This is a genomic window from Pseudoalteromonas sp. Of7M-16 (genome assembly GCF_022347805.1).
In the GTDB taxonomy this organism is placed as follows: domain Bacteria; phylum Pseudomonadota; class Gammaproteobacteria; order Enterobacterales; family Alteromonadaceae; genus Pseudoalteromonas; species Pseudoalteromonas luteoviolacea_F.
This window is the reverse complement of the sequence record NZ_JAKRFY010000025.1, coordinates 17,205-37,341: the sequence shown is the minus strand read 5'-3', so window position 1 is coordinate 37,341 and position 20,137 is coordinate 17,205. Positions and strand designations below refer to the sequence as shown.

The following is a 20,137-nucleotide window of genomic DNA, read 5'->3' as shown; positions in this document are numbered from 1 at the left end:
GTGAGCGTATTTGAATGAAAAATTTCTAGATGCGGCTGTTAGTTTATAGTTGTGCGATCCCGCCCATTCTTTTTAGATAAATAAAGGGCCTGATCTGCTCGATTGTAAATAGATTCAAGGTTGTCATCTTTGAGTTGTGCGGTGGTTACACCGCAGCTAATGGTGATATGAAGGCTGTGAATATCGTATTGAACAGTCATGCCCGCTACTTCAAGTCGGATGCGCTCCGCAAGCTTCCCTGCGACATCAACGTTTCCGCTTACCAAAATTACAAACTCGTCTCCCCCAACACGGAAAAAGTGGTCATATGTACGTATAACTTGATTAATAACCTTACTGAATGTGACCAAAACCAAGTCGCCCACATTGTGCCCATATCGATCGTTGAATTGTTTGAAGTTATCGATATCCATCATAATCATAGCAAATGGCTGTTTGTCGCTTTGCCACTTGCTGAGCAGCTCATTGCCTACGATAGTCAGACAGCGCCTGTTACTCGCTTTAGTTAGGGGATCGGTTTCTGCGCGTTTCTTTTGCTCTGTAATTTCCATTTGTGCGTGCAGGTAATTGGCCAACCAATTTGCAATGCATTCGAGTAGAACAGCATGTTGTGTTTGATATGCATTCTCTCTTAAGCTGCCTAAATTTAATGTACCAAAACATGCCCCAGATTTTTGTAGCGGTACATCCATACACGAGTTTAAACCGCCTCCATGTAAAATTTTGCAATCGAAATCTTGGGATTCTTTGAGGTTATTGTTTATTTCTAATGTTTTGCTTTGAAATACCCGTCCAACCATGGTGTTGTTTATTTGCAGGATCGTATTGGCCTCAATGGCTTTGTTTCCGTATAAAGCATACACCTCTAATGTGTCTTCTTGTCCGTTGTGCAAACAAACACTTGCCCGATCTGCGTCGATAATTTGCGGTAACCAATGAGAAATCAAATCCAATGTCTCTGGCAAATCTTTTGATTTAGACAACTCATTGACAAATGTTATTGGCAAGCATATTGACTCATGGTTGATCGAAGAAGACATATTTATCTACAAATGCATAACGGCAACTAAGTTTGATTATAGCTTAATATTACTTATTCTATAGGTGCTGCACTGGTGGATTTGTAGGTATTTTCAATGCACACAAAGTATGTTTGAATAGAGTTCTCCTACAGGTGTTCACACCGCAATGCTAAAACTTATAAACGGTATGTTTTAAGTTCAAACCTACAACAGTCAGACTCTCATGCTTAGCACAATGTACAAGTTGCTTTTAAAGTTTAAAATGGGTAGAAAACTAGCTTATAATCAGTGGTCTAGGGTGGTAGTTGTGAAGGGTGTTATAAAATGCGTTGCTATTTGGTAGACATGCTTTCTATCATTTTTATCAGTGTGTGTAGTTTTTCTGCCTATTCGTAAGTCTGGCTGCAAATTGAATCCAATGTAAAGTGTCCGGACTTATTGAAATTACAGGGAGAAAGTTATTCAATTTACAATGATTGTTATGGCGTTGATCCCCGAAATCCAATAATAGAAACAGGCAGCATCACACTGGACGAAAGTCACATTATTTTTCACGCTCGCAAAATTAAACAAGCGTCTTTTTTGCAAGGTGGTGCGAGCAGTCAAACGCTCATCGTGTTACTAAAATCAGATACTAAGTTACACCTACGGTATGGAAAATCGATTTTTAAGTTTAAAAAAGTCGACAGTGGAAGAGCGTTGTAACCCTATGAATAATATTTAGATTGTAGCTTTATTACAGGTTCAATACAGCACCGAGCTTTCGCTGCAGTGCTGAGGGGGATGAATGAATTTAGTTTTGACGTCTACATTCAAGGCTATCAAAGTCAACGATAATGCTTGTATTTGTTGCATCTCCAGAGACTTTTAGATATGACCAGTAGCTATTACCTGCTGGAATCGTAATACACTCAGTATTGGTACCAGAGTTCGACTCAGCATCTTTATCGTTATCACTTGGCCAGCCACCATTTTTGTACAAAATGTGTAAGTTACTTTGGCCATGCGCCGTTGTAATCGCAATATTCTGTGCAGAGTCCACTTCTGGTAGGCTTAACCAAACTGTGCCATTACCTCCAAGACATGCAGCTTTGCCAGCCTCCAACCTGCCACCTGCAATAGGGGCTTGCGTGGAGCATGCGTTAGGAACTGTCTTATTCACCGAGCTGGGCTTAATAGTGACTGTATAGTCTTCAACTTCACCATCACCTATGCTGCCACAAGCTGATGTTGGGGCGCTATTGTACTTCATGGCAATACGCATACGCGTCGTTTTTCCTACCGAGCCAGATGGGATAGACACTGTGCCGTTCACAGCTCCTTTGCCTGAAACATCGCTCATTACTTGCTCAGACTCTTCAAATTGACCATTTTCATTTAAGTCAATCCACGCAGCCCAATGTTCTGTATAGTTGCCACCTGGCGTCAGTGTAAACTGATTATCGCCTTCTTTAAGGTCGATTGTTTGCGCAGTAAAGTCACTGTAACCATTGGCATTAGAAGGGTTGCTAAACGCACCTGATTGTACATTGGCAATCCACTCATACTTTGTATTACCGCTCGCTTCACAATAATTCATTGCCGTGACTGTAACACTAGCCTGAGCAGAGTGAGATAGGCCTTCGTTATCTGTAACGGTTAGAGTTGCAGTATAATCACCGGCTTGGGCGTAGCTATGTTTAGGGTTTGCAGCTGTGCTGGATTGACCATCGCCAAACTCCCATTTATAACTTGCAATACTGCCATCAGGATCTGATGAATTTGCACTGCTAAACTCAATATCTTTCCCAGCAGAGCCAGTGTATGGGCCGTTGGCATTTGCAATAGGTGCGATATTCTCAGCCTTAATGAGTGCTGTGGCTGTATCGCTAGCGGTGTTACCGTCATTGTCGGTTACTGTCAGCTTAACTGTATATGTGTTGGCTTGCTGATATGCATGTGTTGGGTTTGCAGCCGTTGAGGTATTACCATCGCCAAACTCCCACAAGTAGCTGCTAATGCTGCCATTTGAATCGAATGAACCCGCACTACTAAAGGCAATGGTGTTACCGAGCAAGCCATTATATGGACCGTTTGCTTGCGCGATTGGCAGTTCTGAATCTGTAGATCTTTCGTAATAAACGACCAACGATGCGTCGCTATATTCTAGGAATGGATCTATTAAAAGGTTGAGCGTACCGCCACCTGCTGGGAACTCACAGTATTCACTTAACCTTGGCGCGCTGAATGGGCCGCAGTCAAATTTATCTTTGGTTGGCACCGAGTTTATGCTGGCGTATAAGTCTGGATCGCCTTGATACCCGCCTGGCATTACCGCAACTGTACGCACTGCATCAGCAGGTATATCGAATTGATAAGATTTAGGGTCAGCACCTTTTGCTGATTTTAAATCTTTGACTTCAGTTAAAAAAACGCGTTCACAAGTGGCACATAAGGTATCATCTGTACCTGCAATGACGCTGAGTGTCGCGTTGGAATAGGCACTATATGCATCAATTGCAGCATGATAACTTTCGGTACTTGAAGGCGCCGATAGAGTCACCAGTTCAGGAGATCCTGCGCTTCTAAAAGAAATGAAGTCTGCATCCCAGTTGTCGCCATTTTTGGTTGGTGCTTTACCTTTGGAGACATACATATCTGGATCTTCGTCATACCCGTCGAGATAAAATGCGACTGCTTGGGTACCACTAGGTACGTTAATTTCGAAGTTATCAACTTCGCCCTTTTGTGCAGATAGGTTTGTAAACGACTGCACAACATCGCCTTTGGGAGGAACGACTGCGCCTGAAGTGCCATCCCAAGGGTGATCCGCATTACTGGTATATTCGCCTAAGCCAGTTGCAATCAAGTTGGCGTTTGACCAGATAGTCGCACGGGCTGGGCCGTGGAGGGCTGCAGTCATGCGATCTACTTGATCCTTGGTAAACATGGCATAGTTGTCAGAGTAATGCATGAAGTTTTCAGTGTTAGTAGCCTGACCTAAGCAATTTTTAGCGTTGTCTTGCAAAATACTACTACTCATTTGAGGTGTGTCACATGAGCCATCACCAGTCGCGTTACAAAATGCTTCTGAATGCACGGTACAAGCACCATCAAAAGTATGCGGTAGGTTCAACCAGTGACCAAACTCGTGAGTTAAGACAGAACGAAAGTTCTCATTGGTATTCGCGCCGACATAGTCACCATTGTAGACAACACGAGAGAGGCCTTGCTGTGACATACTAAGCTGCGGGTACCAAGCGACACCTGAGTTATTAGTTTGACCATCATCATATAAGTCGCGCTGAATATATATGTTCATGTATTTGAAGTTGTCCCAAGCATCCGCAGCAATTTGGTCATCTTTACCGCTGCCTTTGCCATAACCTGCTTTATCTGGATAGCGGACAATACCATTAGTAGGCTGGCCATTAGGGTCTTTTTTGGCAAGCACAAATTCGATGTTAAGGTTTCGCCTGATTGCCTGGAATTCCGGTGCTATCGGGCCATCATCTGTAATTAGTCCCAAAAAGTCTTCATTTGACTTGTTTAATCCATCGATTATTTTCTGTTCAGTTAAACAATAGGTTCCTGTTTCACAGTTATATCTGTCACCGTAAACGTGCACAACAACAGGAATATAGTACCTCCCAGGCACACCGTTACCGTTCTCGGCGGCAAGGTTTTCTTGAGTGGCAAGTGAATTCATAATTTGCGAGGAAAAGCTTGAGCTGATGTTGGCTTGCCGGGCATTTTCTTTTTGAATGGCAGACCAATTTTGGTCATTGTGGTCGGTACCACATATTTGACCTGAGTGTTTATGGTTCGCTTGCACATCCAAACTTGCAATGTTGTTCACGTGTGTATGTGGCTCAGGGCTTTCTCCTGCATACGACGTTGCAGTTGTCATAGCAGAGAGTAGTGCAATTGTTACGCAATTGAGTTTGGGCAACGTTAGCACCGGCTTGGATAAAAACATGTTGTTCTCCTGTAATTTATTTTTATTGTTAACAGTTGATATGTTTCAGGTACTGCTTAAACCTAAGTTAACAAATGGCATTTCTGCCTATACCTCTTGATTGTGAATTGTATTATTCTTTATTATCAATGGTTTATTATTATTAATTTAGTACTAAAACGACACTTAATTTGTAATAAACGTTTTTTAACTTACATCAATGAAAATAAATTGTATACAATATATTTAATATTTTGGTTTGTTTTTTAGTCATTATTTAGGTTTAGTGAGCTGTGAAATTATAAATAATGCAAAAAATACAAGAGGTTATATTGTCATCGTACTTGGCGGTAAAAGTTATCTAAATCGTAACCTTTTTACCTGTCTTGAAAACAGGTAAAAAGGGCGCAATTGCCAATAAAGACAAACTAAATATAAATTTTACTAAATTGAGCGCGCTCAATATCGAGTGCGTTACAGGTTTTTTAGTCAGATTGATTGTCAATATTACGGCAGGCAATGCTTAGCTTTGTTGGTGAAATTACGGATCTGGTCTTGAAATTATCCTTATCGCATCAAAATATAAAGCAGCTAACTTTTAGCTTTTTCAGTGTCACCATATGTGTAGTTGTTTGGTCAAAGGCAATGACGCGAAGCTTTGCTACTGCAAACATGCCGTAAACTAAGGAAAGAAACAATGAAATTACAGCACTTTATTTGGTTCATTTTTTACTTGATGTTGTCGAGCAATTTGTCGGCAAATCAAGCTCAGAATATGTCTGCAGAGCAAGTGTCAACAGCAATAGCAAATATTTCTAATTCATTAATTGGCGTTTACGTTGATCCTAATAAAGGGGGGCTTGCCGTAGATTCACTAAAAACAAAAATGAATAGAGGGCGTTTTCGCGGTGGGGCTGATTTTCATTGGTTTAAGAGTGAGGTTTACAACGCGTTACGTATGACAACAGGTGATAATAGCTTTGAGTTAATACACAATAATTTTGTTATTGAGCTTATCTCTGAACGTTATGATGAAGCGACTGTTGAATCCCAAATATCTGGTGACGGCGTGGGTTACCTTGAACTTAAGGGGAGTTTTGCGTCTGGTGTTCATAGCGAATTGATAGAAACCCATATTTCCGGCTTATCTAAGGCGAGAGCTTTGATAATTGATCTGCGCGCTGTAGATGAGGGGAGTATTGAATTGAGTCAGACACTGTTGGGGTATTTCATAGGTTTAGACCAAGCAATCGGATTGTTGCAAACAAACAAGGGTGTTGAATCAGTCTATGCTATTCAAACGCCAGAATTTGAACGTTTTGGCGACCATATACCTTTATATATACTGACGTCGTCATTTGTAAGCGGTCCGTGGGAATTATTTAGTTACGCATTGCAAGAATCGGAGCGCGCAGTGGTAATTGGTGAAGAAACCATGGGGCTTGCAAGCATTGAAACATTAGTCCAGATCAGTGAACACATCACCTTGTCATTAACCAGTGGTATGTTAATGGGTGTGAATGAGCGTATATCGTGGCACGAAGAGGGAGTTGTGCCCAATCACTTTTCAAGTAGCAAAAAAGCACTGGACGTCGCATTGAATTTAATTGGTAAAAGACAGTAGTGCCAGTTTTATGGTGGTTGGTTTACCTCGATAGATTCAATGAAAGTGGGGCATTTATCCGAAAAGTTTTGGCAAATTGGTAAAGCTCTCAAGAGGCTTAACAGGATCCACACTTTAAGCCAGACACAAAGAGAAAACACAGAACCATAGAAGCCAAGTCGAAACTAGCTTAGCTTCTATGATAGGCGTCAATTTTATTGGCAATTAATTGAATGCCAGTGATTTGTCACTAATTACTTGTCTTAACTGACTTATCACAAGTGGTAGGGTAGCACTTAAAGGCCGCTCTAAGCCCTTTATAAAGCCCTTGGTGTAACACAGACATATGGGTTTCATCTTGGAAAACGTCATAAGTTCCAGTTGTCTTATTGGATGCATATAACAAATGCCCAGCTCTGGCAATGGCTTGAATATGCTCTAGATAGTCACCTGTATCATTCGCTGCATCTTTATCGTTGTGGGCGGCCGCAATATAAATATTAAATGCTTTGCTATTTAATAGCCCTAATGACTGCTCTAATTGATTTACTGTGCCAGCATTGTCCCACCACATAGACGGATCCAGTGCGATATATGATTTAAAGGTGTCTTGGATTTGTGGGTTAAGTACCGAAGTAATAGTGAATAAGCCGCCTAAAGAGTGGCCAGCAAGGACCCGAAAATCATTAGTACGGTAGTTTTGATCGATAAAAGAAACAACCTCTTGTTTAATAAAATCCTGAAAAATTGCACTTTTTCCAGCGGTTAAATCCGTGCTATGGCCGTCGTTTGGTACAGTGGGAGTTAAGTCTCGCGTTCTGTGTTCTGTTGTATCAATTGCCACCAAAATTGCTTGAGGAATATGGCCAACCATGTTCGCAAACCACATGCTTTCCGCGGTAATAAATTGATATACAACCCCATCAGTAATATATACGACGGGATAATGTTTTTGTGCATTTTCAGGGGCGTGATACCCCGTTGGCAGCGCTACCCAAACGTTTTTGCTCTCAGCCAGTATGTTGGGGCTGAATGTATGTGCTATTGGTTCGTGTTTATATGTGAATGGTTCATAGTTGGCGAATGCAGAAAAACAGAATATTGAAAGTAATATACCAATGAGTGCATGCATAAAATTATCCTTTAATTTAATTAACAAATTAGGTGGTATTACGTTTTACTCGTTCCTTTTTTATCACTCTTGAGCCATGATTTCTGTAAAGATGTGTCTAAATATTAAGACAATACACTCACAGAACTTAGGTTGGTTTAGTGATATGACGGAGTTTGAAAGCTGTACGCTTTGCTTGTGGCGCTAAAATTAATCCGACTGTTAAAGCAAGCGTTGAGTAGTTATTCTTGTTTCTGAAAAGGGGGCTGGATGAGGGCGAACACTAAAAGTAGGAAAGTTTGGTGCGCACTAACTATTTTGCGTCAGTTTATCGCCCAGAAATGGTTTAACGATTGTTAGGTGGTACTTTATGTCAAGAAATTGATCTTTATGTTGGTTTTTTGTTTGTGTAATTAAATCTAAATGTTAATCGTGTGCCTTATAGGGTTACAATCTGATTCAATCAATTAAGGGCGCTACCTATGAACTTAGTTAAACCTATGATATGCCTAATGGCTGCTGTCAGCCTGTCGTCGATGGCAGACTCCCAGTCTACTAAAAACCCGTCTAGCCTATATAATACTGCACAAAATCTAATACCTCATGGCGATTTTGAAACTGAAAATCGGTTTAAATTTCCGTCAAATAGTGAAGGGGTTGCCAACCTAAATGACCAGTCTGCTATCTCAGGGCGTCAAAGTGTGCAAGTAAACTTACCAACTTCAGTGTATATAGCCCGTTTTATTACAGCTATCAATTTGCCGAAAATACGCAGTTAGAAAGTCTGCAGTTTAATGGTTTATTAAAGATGATTGAAGGCTTCGAGACAGAGTCACTTATTGCCGAAGCTCATGTAACTTACCATCGAAATGGCCAATATCCGCTGACTCATCGTCGAGTGACGATTTCTGGAAATGGGGATGCTGTAAATCAGTTTACCGTCAAGGTGCCGCTCGATAAAAATAGAAAAATAAAGCATGTAGACTTAAAGTTTTTATACACACAGAATCAACAAGACCTAACGGTGTTACTTGATAATCTCGCACTTTATGTTGTGCCTAAAGAGCATAGCAACTTGATAGAGCACGGTAACTTTGAAAATGAAAACTTGTTTAGATTTCCTACCAACAGTAGTAGTACAGCATATCTAACGACGGATACGCCGATTAGCGGTGAGCAAAGTGCTTTGGTTAACTTTACGGATTTTGATGTCTACAGCCCTTTTAATCATGCTTATCAATTTGCAGAAAATACTTATCTAAATAGCTTACGCTTTAGCGGTAAACTTCAAATGATTACTGGGTATGACACCGAGTCAGTGATTGCAGAAGCGCATGTAACATACCATGAAAGCGAGCAATATCCATTTGCGCACGAGCGTGTGACATTGAGCAATGTAGGCAATTCAGTTACGTCATTTGAAGTAGACTTACCATTGGATAGCAGCAGAGCAATAAAGCATGTAGACCTTAAGTTTTTGCATTTTAAAAACCAAAGCAATCTATCTATCTATTCTATTAGACGACCTCGTATTAACGGTTGATTCTGCGAACTAACATTCTTCGATATTTATTAGAGTAAGTATAAAGTGTGCTTGCTCTTCACAGAGCTTATTTCCACCTTCGAAAAAACTTGTTATTTTACTTAACCAATTGAAACTATGATACTTGTGTGATTTTATATGAGCTCAAAAGTATAAATTAAAAAGCACAAGGAATAGTTATATGGCAAAAGAGTTTAAAGGAGGGTGCTTGTGTGGTCACATCCGATTTACGGCGGCAGGAAAGCCTCTCAACCCGCATACGTGCTCATGTACCATGTGTCAGCGTCACAGTGGTTCTCTTAGTCAGGTGTGGGTCGAATTTGACAGCCAACATGTCACCTGGGATGGACCGGGAGGAGAGCCAAAGTTATGGCGCTCTTCAGAGTATTCTTCACGCAGCTTCTGCAATGAATGCGGTAGTACGTTGGGGGCCATTGACGATGAGCCAATCGTTGCGTTGGTGCTTGGCACTTTTGACGCACCAAATCGAAAAGAGCTTAGACCAAGTTCCCACTCCTATGTTTCTAAAAAGCCTAAATGGTGGAAAGTGCAAATTGACCACTAACTTAAGTAAATGGAAGAGGTAGTTGGGTTTGCACATCACAGGGTATCGTTGATAGCATACTTAAAATACCCAAAATATAAGGGTGGATAACAATGAATAATAAACCTAGAAAGGGGGGGTTATGAACCAACATGAAAAACTCAATTATGTTGAATTTGCTGCGAAGGACTTGCAATCGACAAAGCTATTTTTCAGCCAGGTATTTGGCTGGGAATTTGTCGATTATGGGCCTGAATATACGGCTTTTTCAAATCAAGGTTTGGATGGCGGTTTTTATCAAGCTGATATGTCATGCCAAGTGAGCAATGGTGGGGCTCTCCTAGTATTCTATAGCAAAGATATTCAAAACACGCTTAGCAAGGTCACCGAAAATGGGGGAGAAATTGTGCGTCCCATCTTTGAGTTTCCAGGCGGGTGCCGTTTCCATTTCACCGAACCAAGCGGCAATGAATTTGCTGTCTGGTCAGAAACCGCATAATCGCGAAAACGCTCGTAAATTTTTTAAAATAGGGTTGATCTAAAATATCACACAGCTCGTTTACTGTTTAAAATGCTTGAATAAAGGTGAACGTATGTTTGGAATTTTTAAGGCCAACCCAGTCAAAAAGCTCAGAAAAGCACATGATGCAAAACTCGAGCAAGCTATGTATGCCCAAAGAAATGGAGATATCAGAGGATACGCTATGTTGACTGCCGAAGCTGAGTCTATTTGGAAGGAAATAGAAGGTTTAGAAAAGTAACAGTGGCTTTGCTTAGGTCAGGTTTATGTTGACAGTGTTTGTGCTCGCTTATGAACACAGCAGAAGCTATATAGCGTGCACAAAGCACTCTGTTGATATTGAAAAAGACACCAATTAGGTGCGGTTATGTTAATGGCAGTTGGTAACCTCTGTCCAATGGTTTAATAGCTAATCTCACACGACTAATGTCACACCAGTGCTCTCCTCTTTCTTGTGTATTGTTCTAAATCTTACAATTTAATATTATCGCTCGTTTTTCTTTTGCTTTAATATATAGGTGTTTAACTGATTAAGGGTATGCCTTTTAAATCAGTAAATAGCATTAATAACAACAAACTATAAAAAGAAAATTATGAATACAAGTTTAGGACAACGGCGGTATATCGCATGCTCTTTGGCTGCGGCAATGTGTATGTTTACTTCATTTCTTTCGATTGCAGACGAAGTGGACAAACTTATAACAACCACTATGCAAAAGCGCTTTATTCCTGGTTTGCAATTGGCAGTCGTTAAAGATAAAAAAATAGTTAAAGCCAAAGGTTATGGTATAGCGAACCAGCAAGATGACATTGCAGTAAAAAATCATACTGTTTTTTCAATTAACTCTATGACGAAAGCGTTTACTGGCGTAGCTTTAATGCAGTTGGTAGAAAAGGGCGTACTAACGCTTGATGATGGGATAGGCAAACACCTGCCTGAGCTTCCAAAAGCTTGGCATAACATAAAAATCAAACACCTTATGGCGCATACTTCAGGGCTGCCAAAAATTTTAAGTGGTTACTATATTGATTTGATTGTAAGAGGAAACCCCAAAGCAGCTTGGGAAAAGGTTCAAACGCTTCCTATGGTATCGAAAACAAATACCCGCTTTGATTACAACCAGACTGGTTATGTTATTGTGGGTAAAATTATCGATAAATACGTAGATGGTAATTTCATTAAATTTATAACCGATAATCAATTAAAACCGGTTGGCATGCAGCTTACAGCCAGTGCAGGTTTTGAATACATGACATCCGTTATAAAAAATCAAGCCAGGCAGTATTTGTATGACAAAGAAGAAAAGCGTTTTATCAATATTTACGGTAGGTTTTCATATATGTTGAGAACATCTGCAGGGATGAATTCAACAGCGACCGAGCTAGCCCAGTACATGATAGCTTTACAATCAAAAACGCTGATAAATGACTTGGATGCATTGTGGTCTCCAGTTACGCTCAACAATGGTAAAACACAAGGCTTTAGCAACTTGGAAAATGGCTATGCAATTGGTTGGCAGGTAATAGACAGAGGAAGCCACCCAGCGGTGAGTGCAAGCGGTGGTAATGCCGTCACCATGATCCATTACCCAAATGATGGCGTTTCAATCGTTGTACTTACCAATCTAGTCGGTGCGTTGCCAATTCAATTTGTTGATGAAATAGCAGCACATTATATCGAAGATTTTGCTCTGTAGTTAAAGCATCAAAACTCGAAACTTATCTAGCATAGTAAAGGCCGTTTAAGCGAATTAGCTTAAACGGCCTTTGTTAGGTACAGTTTGCTCATTTCTTATAAAATGATGTTCAAAACTTTCACTTTATTTTTTGTCTCTGACTAGATATTAATCGACGATTCTTCCTCAGTATTTATTCGCTTTATTGCTCTGATTATTATCGACTTGCCTCTTCAGTACTGAGAAATAGAACTGTTACAAAAAGCAAATAATTACTCCATTCAAGGCCGTTAATATATTTTGCATCTACAAGGAGAGTGCGGAACAAAAGGAGTTGAAAGTGAAAGTACCCATAATATTACTAGTTGTTTTTTTGGATTCTTGTACCTCGCCAAGTGTATATGACTTGAACGAGACAATGGACTTGATCGCAGATACAGAAGCCAGTGCACCCAATTCAGTACGTGGCGTTTTTCAATTTGAAATCAAGGCAGGCGCAAAAAGAGGCGATGTCGTGTATTTAAATACCCAACCGGATTATCGAGACAGGCGTAATGTGACGCTTGTGCTTAGCTGGTATGCCGTTGCCAAAATGACTAAAAAATATGGTCAAAGACCAGACGGGCTACTGAATGAACTTGGAGGCCACTGTTTTTTACAGTGGCTTTTTTTATTATCACTTATATTAAAAACAACAACTTATAACAAGATAGACCTATATTCTTTCTAAGATATCTTTGTTCTACATTCCAATTAGTGGCTAAATTTCAATAATTTATTATAAAAACTATTCAGATTACCTATAATTTCTCAACAATGGGGGGAATTATGACGAGATATGTCTTCTTAGACACAGAGACAACGGGGTTAAATCCGCATAAAGGTGGTCATAGGATCATCGACCTAGCCTGCATAGAATATAGAGATGGCAAACAAACAGGACATGTGTTTCATACGCAAATTAATCCTGAGGGCAAAAAATCTACAAAAGGCGCTTTTAAAGCTCACAAAATCTCTGGTGAAGAATTAGTTGGAAAACCGACCTTTAAAGAGGTGTCAGAAGACTTCATAAATTTCATAAAAGGTGCTCATCTTGTAATTTATAATGCTTCTTTTGATATCCAGTTTATAAATAGTGAACTAAATCGAATTAACTACCCGTCTTCAATTAATGACATATGTTCAGAAATTACTTGTGCGATGGAGTTAACCAAACTCAAATTCAATTCAGAAAAAAATATTAGCCAAGATAATGCATGTAAAAGATACGGTATTGATATAAGCCATCGTACAATTCACGGTGCCCTCATAGACGCTAGTTTATGTGCAGAGCTATTTTTCAAGTTGATAGATGAAACAATCGTCCCGTTAGAACGAACTCCTCAATCAAAACCTCACCGAGAACCCAAGCTATTAACTATTCCTAGGGCATATAAAAGTAAATTAGATGGAGCATTTATCCAACAAAATTTTTGTAAAAACAGTGAGTGTGCAAACTTTGGTGTTGTAGCCTTAAATCCAGAAAAATATCAAAATGGAAAACCTAAAAAGGGACTTAGAAATGGATATAAGCTGACCACGAATAAAAATGAGTACCTGTTGACTTGTAAGCTATGTGGTCAAAGCTCTGCAATTATCAATAATCAAAGCTTTGGTAAAGAGTTAGAGCGATTGGCTGCAATTCATAGACAAAGGGAGCCATCTTGCCCAAATACTGGTGATAGCGGCACTCCTTATGGTCAGCGCCATTACTATATACCAGAGTCATACGAAGTAAGAAAAGGAACGGCAGTATTAAAGCCACGATGTACAAATGTTGGTAAAGGTATTTTCAGTAACCCTGAACTATATACGTTATCAGGAAAAACTAGGCCAACAGAAGTTATCAAAAAGCAAGTGAGCAAGTCAGTTGCTAAAGGCCGAAAGCCGACAGTTCAAGAACTTGAAGAGCAGCGCTTGGGATCTCAAAGAATTAAGTGTGAGTCATGTAATACAAGGTTTTCAGTTAAGCTCGACCCTCAGCAGCGTCACTATATGAGGGATAGAAACTTACCTCTCTTTCTCAACCTCATGAACAAAGGGATAATCAATCGTGAGGAAGAAAAGTTAGATATGTCAGCCAAAGTAATATATGTAAAAATTGATTTTTTCTATGAACAAGCTTTGGCTTTCGATGCTTATCATTCACAGCTTATTGATCACGCTGTAGCGACTAAAACTTTAAATCTAAGTACAGATCGATTGCACCATACAACAAATTGGGGAGACCATGATATACCTCGTCCAACGCCCCTATTTGTAACCTCTACAGTTGATAACCATTCAGGGTATGTGTTTGCTTCAACATTGAATTTCGATTTTACCAGCGACTCTGATTACATTAAAAAAGAATATAAAGAGAAAAAAGATAATGACAAAGAAAGTTATTATCGTAGGTATGCACAGTATGTTTTAAATGATGCTGAAGTGGAGGAAATGGCTCGTCAAACAAATGCTGATGTTGCAATGCAAATGCCAACGCAGGGTCTCTTGGTACATCAAACGTATAGTATGTTGACACATTTTGCTGTCATAAAAGAGATGCTTAGAACAGCTTGGCATATTAACTTGTATGCTGATAACGACTCTGGGTTCAAAACTGCGATTTCCGGTGTTTTTCAGGACTGGCTTGCTGATGGAACAATGAGAGCTTTTCAAGTCTTTACGGAGCGTTCAGGTAATAATCAGTTATTAGATAAACCCACTGCTGAGCTGATAAAAAAGAGAGACTTAGAGTTACAACAAGATTTTCCTAGTTTGTCTAAAGAAGAACGCCTCAATCTACTTTGGAGCCAGCAGTTAAGTAACCGAGTTACGCTTAAAGGCAGTAAATCTGAATGGATTGTGAGTCCAAATATGCTATCAAGGTTCGCTGGGTTTCTGCCGTTAACAGACATTAAAGGTTTTGAGCCGGAAAAAATTGCTTCACTACTAAACTCTGCATCGCTAAATGGTGTTGATAATTGGTTCCAGATTTTAAGAAGACACATTAATTACTATGAAAGACCCGTTACAAGTGGGACCAATTCAAAGCGATGGAATGCATATTCGGGATACAATCCAAAATGGATGGCAAAGCTAATGGAAGTTAAAAGGATATACCACAATTATTGTTCAACCAATGAACGCAGCTTAAAAAAAGAGTACAAGGGTAAACGCAAGTTAATGCCAAAACCAACTAGCCCAGCAATGAGGTTGAATCTTGCAAATCAAATATTTAAAGCTCAAGATATATTGAGCTTTAGCCGCAACAAAGAGTTAATTAATACTGTTTTTAAATCTGATTAGCTACTTCGAAAGCTGTTCAATTATTGAATGTAAATTATCTGTCAATTTTTGAGAATCTACTTGAGACATCGAATATTCAATTTGTGAATGAGAATAGTGATTACGATGATAATCGCTTGCTTGCTTATTTAAATATGTCAACAAACTAGCTCTAGTTGCATTATCCAGAGCGCTGTTGCCTTCAAAAAGTTTCAGTATGTTCTTTGATGTTACTTCAGGTTCAATGTTTTCAAGCAGATCCAATATTAGATATCCTGATATTGCTCGTTCCAATGATTGCCAGCCCTTGCCTTTGAAGCTTGCTTTCTTCCCCCAAGATAACAGTAGTGACTTTAATTCCGTAACGGTGTCATGCATACCGAATTTGTAGGCTTCACGAACAATACTAAAAATAACGTCAGTCATTTGATAAGACTCTGCACATCTAACTGCGTCTTCTTCATTGGGAACCCAACTAAATATGTGAGTGAGCCAATTGATTGATTTAAGTAACTCGTCTTTATCATGAACACTTGTATGAGGAGATTGAGAGACAAACAATAAGCATTTAACAACGTGTTCTAGCCAGTGAGTTAGGTCACAAGCGAATGAAGATTTTTTTTGTAAACTTTCAATAAATAAGTCTTTGATATCACTATATGATTCAGAGGCCCACTGACTAATTCTAGATATTGTCTCTTTTATTTTTTCATCAGGATCATTATCTTGATCGGATATGTGATTACATAAATGAGTTAGTAATTGTAGAAAACTGGTTTGAGATGAACCAGTGAAGTAGTCTCCTAAACATTGACTCTTATAATTAGAAAACGGAACCTCTGGTGACTTGATATAAAATCTTGCTACTTGAGCAATATCTTCAGTTAACACCTTTGAGATTATCTTAATATCATAATCTCCTGATGTAATAACTTTAAACATCAACTTCGATATCTGTTCAATACCCACCTGTGTAATGCATCGAAATTTTTCATTTATTGCTCCGATAGAAGCGTAAGTCGATATTTTATTACTAATAGTCGTTATATTTTCAATATCACCTTTAGCCAGTTCAACTTGTGCTATGTTGCCTAGTAGCCTGATCGACTCCAATGTAACATCAACTAGCTTGTTAGGTATACATTGCTCATCAATCGCACTTGTAATGTAGCCTGTAGCTAAATGAGAATGCCATTTAGAGGCTCTTTGATCAGAATAGTCAATATTATAGTAAGCTAAAGCTAAGCTATGTAATAACCTTATGTTTTGCATTACAAACTGCTCGTCATTAGTTGTGATGCCAATGTTGATATTTTGTCGCACTTCTTCAAGTGTGTAGTTGATTATGGGATCTGAAGATAAAGGGTTATCTATAAATGGATTTACAGTAAAGAAAGTATTTTCTTTAGTTGAAATGTAATCAATGTTGATATTTAGTATTGTAGAAAGCGCTTGTTCACATACTTCAAGATCACCTTTAGCTTTAAACGCCCTTGCTAAAAGGATGCTGTGTTTAATTCCATCAATTGTTGGTTTTGACCAATTTGGGAAAATACTCAGGTATTTTACTTTTTGATAGTTATGATTTGATGGAGATTCATTAACTTCAATCAATGACTTACTTCGGTTAAATGCTTTGTCCCACATCCTGTGGTTCTTAATGACTCCCGTTAAAATAGTTCCTAGATGAAACGTAGGATTTACAATAATAAGGGTTCTTTTATAAGCGAGAATAAACATTATTAATATTGTGCTAACAGATATAAATAACATCGAAAGCATAACCATTACATAACGGTAATCGGGAAATAAACTAATGAAGCAAATTGATAGAGCAAGCATAACGCTAACTAAATAATAAAAAATCAGCCTAGAATCTACTCCAGCCTTTCTAAACAAACCGTGCGGTAATTTGTCTAAATTGTTTTGCAAAGAAAATATTAGAAATGTGAAAGCGATAGAGGTTGCACCAATTAGCGAACCGCCAATACCTAATATAGTTGACCTAAATTGCAAAAAGCTCTCTCGTTCAAAGAAAAATCGAAAAAGCAAATCCTGAGAACTATATAGGATTGATACTCCAGTGCTGAAACACAAGAATATGATGGACGCATTCAGAATCACAGAGTAGTTTTTTGAAGCTTTTAACTCAGCCACTTTGTTTTTAAATGAATAGTAAGCTTGCCAAAATTTAGCCTTATTACTTGCAAACACGCATCTTCCTTTGAACTTTCAGATTTAGTCTTAGTAATCATGCTTAACTATCTGTAAAAAAACAACTAATTGTATAAATAGCTTTATTTATTACTGCACCTCGAATGAAATAAACTTAATTTTTTCAATCACATAAAAAAAGAGCTGAAAATTAATTTTTTTTCAGCTCCAAGTTCATTCAGTAGCCCGAAGACCAGAAGTGTTTTTTATCAACAAAAAAGTTGAAGTGGTGGGAGAGGCCAGCAGAAAGAAAATACCGCTTTATCGTCAAGATGGGACTGCATCTGAAGCATATTATTACCAAACACATATAAACGTGTACAGTGACGTACTTGTGACACTTCTTTAATTGAAAAGGTGATTTGGTCACGTAGGCCAAATCACCTAACAGGATTTATTTTCGAAGTGAAATAGAGTTCGCTTCGATATCTATTTTGCCTTGCTTGAACAAGCCACCGATGGCTTTTTTAAAGTTGGCTTTGCTGGTTGAGAAAGCTTGTTTGATAAGTTGAGGGTCTGACTTATCACCTAGCGGTAGAAAACCGTTATTTTCTTCGAGTTTGGCAAGAATTTGTTCACCAAGACCTGAGATTTTCTCAATCCCCGGTTTTTCTAGTAAAACATCAATTTTGTCGCCCTCACGTACTTGCTTGATAAAGCCCTTCATACGTTGGCCGATATACATGCGCTTAAATACAGTATCAAAAAACACCATGCCAAAGTGGGTTTCGTTTATTACTACTTTGTAGCCCAGATCTGTTTTAGCAGCGACGATTAAGTCAACTTCCTGAAACTTATCGTACTGAGCAGGTGTTTTGTTGACGAACTTATTTAGGTTACTAGAAGCACATAAACGTTTGCTCGCATTGTCTAGGTACAACTTTACGAGATAGCTGTAGCCTTCGCGCATTTTAGGCTTTTGCTCGTTATATGGTGCAAGCACATCTTTGGCGATACCCAAGTCCATAAATGCACCCACTTTATTGATTTGCTTCACGCGAAGTAGCGCAAATTCACCAACCTGTGCAATAGGGTCTTTGGTTGTAGCACACGCGTGCCCTTGGTTATCTGAATAGATAAAAACTTCTACGTTGTCGCCTTCTTCTAGGTATTCTGGCTTTTCATCCAGTGGTAAAAATACATCGCCAAGTTCTTTACCGTCGAGGTATGCGCCTTCTGCACAGATCTCTTCAATCATTAAAAATTGTTTAGTACCAAGCATGGCTTATTCCTCGGTTGGCTTTGGTTTTCTGCGAAGTGGTGCGTGACCATCCACATCAATTGGTGCTGCAATTGGCTTTTTCGGCGCTTTAGGCTTTTTCGTAAACTTGCGCTTTTGTTCTGCTTTTGCAGTTTTTTGTGGTTTTTTACCTTTATAAGTAGGCTTCTTAGGCTTTTCTTTAAAGCCCTTAAACTTACCTTCTAAGCCCTCAATTGTGTGGAAGGTGAGCTTTTCTTTCAGGTATTGTGCAATTGCCTGATAGCTCTTCCAATCTTTTGGACCAACTAGAGATGCCGCTGTGCCTTTGAAGCCCGCTCGGCCTGTACGCCCGATGCGGTGAACATATTCTTCAGCTTGCTTAGGTAGGTCAAAGTTGATCACGTGAGTGACGTTTAACAAGTCAAGACCACGTGACGCGACATCTGTAGTGACCAGCACTTTATAAATACCGCGGCTAAAGGCATCCATGATATCTAAACGTTTGTTTTGTGCTAAATCACCTGCAAGACCAATGGCCTTGATCCCCATTTCGTTTAACAATTCACTTAAACGCGTTGTATCTTGGCGGGTAGCTGTGAAGATAATACATTGACCCACTTCGTCTTGTTGAACAAAGTGTTTTAGCAGCGCTTCTTTGTGATCTAGGTGATCAGCAAAGTACAATGCTTGTTGAATATCGCCGTGCTTTTCGTTACTGCCGCTTAGTAAAATCTTTTTCGGTGATTTTAAAAGGGCTTTGGCTGTTATTTCTACTTGAGCGTGCTCTAAAGTAGCAGAGAATAGCATGGTTTGACGAAGACGGTGGTCAGCTTGACTATTGATAGCATTAAGCTGCTTATCAAAGCCCAAATCAAGCATACGGTCGGCTTCATCAAAAATTAATAGTTCAAGGCCTGCTAAGTGCAGTGATTGCTGTTCCAAGTGATCAGTAATACGACCTGGTGTGCCAATCACAAAGTGCGGGTTTTTTCGCAGCGCTTTTACTTGGTCGTTAAAGTTCTCACCACCTAATACCTTTGTTGCAGTCATCGCAGTACCTGCGATTAACAAACGGCACTGTGAAAATACTTGGTTAGCAAGCTCTCGGGTAGGGGCAACAATGAGTACGCGAGGGTCGCGTTTACTCAGCGCTTTTTGTTTCATTACGCGCTGAACAGCAGGTAATAAAAACGCCAAGGTTTTTCCTGAACCGGTTTTTGACTGGGCAAAAACATCGTGGCCTGCAAGTGCGGTAGGGATAGCATGCGCTTGGATCTCTGTTGGCTCATTAATTCCTTGATGTTGTAATTGCTTCTCAAAGCGTAGGTCAAGGCCGAGTTCGGAAAATCTCAAAGTTACTGTCTCCAATCATTATTCTAAAAAACGCGCCATTATAGCAAAGTGCCAGACAAAGGCACTACATAAATATAGGGTTAAAAATGTTTTTGCTTTCGTTTTAG

General features: G+C 39.3%; 15 protein-coding genes. 9 read left to right on the top strand and 6 right to left on the bottom strand.

The features are described from left to right. Positions 1 to 38: 38 nt before the first annotated feature. Together MHN81_RS21350 and MHN81_RS21345 are read right to left on the bottom strand one after the other, a co-directional pair. Positions 39 to 1,040, bottom strand: a complete 1,002-nt coding sequence (locus tag MHN81_RS21350) for a sensor domain-containing diguanylate cyclase (protein ID WP_023400003.1) — start codon at positions 1,038 to 1,040, stop codon at positions 39 to 41. Positions 1,041 to 1,815: 775 nt separating this feature from the next. Further along, positions 1,816 to 4,980: a M43 family zinc metalloprotease gene (locus tag MHN81_RS21345; RefSeq protein ID WP_239426662.1), complete on the bottom strand. Its 3,165-nt coding sequence runs from the start codon at positions 4,978 to 4,980 to the stop codon at positions 1,816 to 1,818. Positions 4,981 to 5,656: 676 nt separating this feature from the next. Here MHN81_RS21345 and MHN81_RS21340 point away from each other — a divergent pair. After that, positions 5,657 to 6,583, top strand: a complete 927-nt coding sequence (locus MHN81_RS21340) for a S41 family peptidase (protein ID WP_239426661.1) — start codon at positions 5,657 to 5,659, stop codon at positions 6,581 to 6,583. Positions 6,584 to 6,812: 229 nt separating this feature from the next. Here the strand turns inward: MHN81_RS21340 and MHN81_RS21335 are convergent, their stop codons facing one another. Then, the gene (locus tag MHN81_RS21335) at positions 6,813 to 7,694 is read right to left on the bottom strand and encodes an alpha/beta hydrolase-fold protein (RefSeq protein ID WP_239426660.1); all 882 of its coding nucleotides are present in this window, start codon (positions 7,692 to 7,694) and stop codon (positions 6,813 to 6,815) included. Between the two features lie 461 nt (positions 7,695 to 8,155). On the opposite strand from MHN81_RS21335, the gene MHN81_RS21330 reads away from it, so the two are divergent. From MHN81_RS21330 to MHN81_RS21295, 8 genes are all read left to right on the top strand, one after another. Then, positions 8,156 to 8,452, top strand: a complete 297-nt coding sequence (locus MHN81_RS21330; protein ID WP_239426659.1) for a hypothetical protein — start codon at positions 8,156 to 8,158, stop codon at positions 8,450 to 8,452. A 29-nt stretch (positions 8,453 to 8,481) separates the two neighbouring features. Continuing rightward, positions 8,482 to 9,216 carry a hypothetical protein gene (locus tag MHN81_RS21325; protein WP_239426658.1) on the top strand — a complete coding sequence of 245 codons (735 nt, stop codon included), beginning with the start codon at positions 8,482 to 8,484 and terminating at the stop codon, positions 9,214 to 9,216. Between the two features lie 181 nt (positions 9,217 to 9,397). After that, positions 9,398 to 9,781, top strand: coding sequence for a GFA family protein (locus tag MHN81_RS21320; protein ID WP_023400009.1), 384 nt, complete (start codon positions 9,398 to 9,400; stop codon positions 9,779 to 9,781). 121 nt (positions 9,782 to 9,902) lie between these two features. Beyond that, positions 9,903 to 10,259: a VOC family protein gene (locus MHN81_RS21315; protein ID WP_239426657.1), complete on the top strand. Its 357-nt coding sequence runs from the start codon at positions 9,903 to 9,905 to the stop codon at positions 10,257 to 10,259. 94 nt (positions 10,260 to 10,353) lie between these two features. Continuing rightward, positions 10,354 to 10,521 carry a DUF6435 family protein gene (locus tag MHN81_RS21310; protein ID WP_023400011.1) on the top strand — a complete coding sequence of 56 codons (168 nt, stop codon included), beginning with the start codon at positions 10,354 to 10,356 and terminating at the stop codon, positions 10,519 to 10,521. 352 nt (positions 10,522 to 10,873) lie between these two features. Then, a complete protein-coding gene (locus MHN81_RS21305) occupies positions 10,874 to 11,977 on the top strand; it encodes a serine hydrolase domain-containing protein (protein ID WP_239426656.1) in 1,104 nt (367 codons plus the stop codon). 319 nt (positions 11,978 to 12,296) lie between these two features. After that, a complete protein-coding gene (locus tag MHN81_RS21300) occupies positions 12,297 to 12,686 on the top strand; it encodes a hypothetical protein (protein WP_239426655.1) in 390 nt (129 codons plus the stop codon). A 98-nt stretch (positions 12,687 to 12,784) separates the two neighbouring features. Then, a complete protein-coding gene (locus MHN81_RS21295) occupies positions 12,785 to 15,283 on the top strand; it encodes an exonuclease domain-containing protein (RefSeq protein ID WP_239426654.1) in 2,499 nt (832 codons plus the stop codon). On the opposite strand, the gene MHN81_RS21290 is transcribed toward MHN81_RS21295, so the two are convergent. The 3 genes from MHN81_RS21290 to MHN81_RS21280 form a co-directional block, all read right to left on the bottom strand. Beyond that, a complete protein-coding gene (locus tag MHN81_RS21290; protein WP_239426653.1) occupies positions 15,284 to 17,476 on the bottom strand; it encodes a hypothetical protein in 2,193 nt (730 codons plus the stop codon). 394 nt (positions 17,477 to 17,870) lie between these two features. After that, complete coding sequence (locus tag MHN81_RS21285) at positions 17,871 to 18,698, bottom strand: S1-like domain-containing RNA-binding protein (RefSeq protein ID WP_023400014.1); 828 nt, start codon at positions 18,696 to 18,698, stop codon at positions 17,871 to 17,873. Between the two features lie 3 nt (positions 18,699 to 18,701). Beyond that, positions 18,702 to 20,030: a DEAD/DEAH box helicase gene (locus tag MHN81_RS21280; protein ID WP_023400015.1), complete on the bottom strand. Its 1,329-nt coding sequence runs from the start codon at positions 20,028 to 20,030 to the stop codon at positions 18,702 to 18,704. Positions 20,031 to 20,137: the final 107 nt, after the last annotated feature.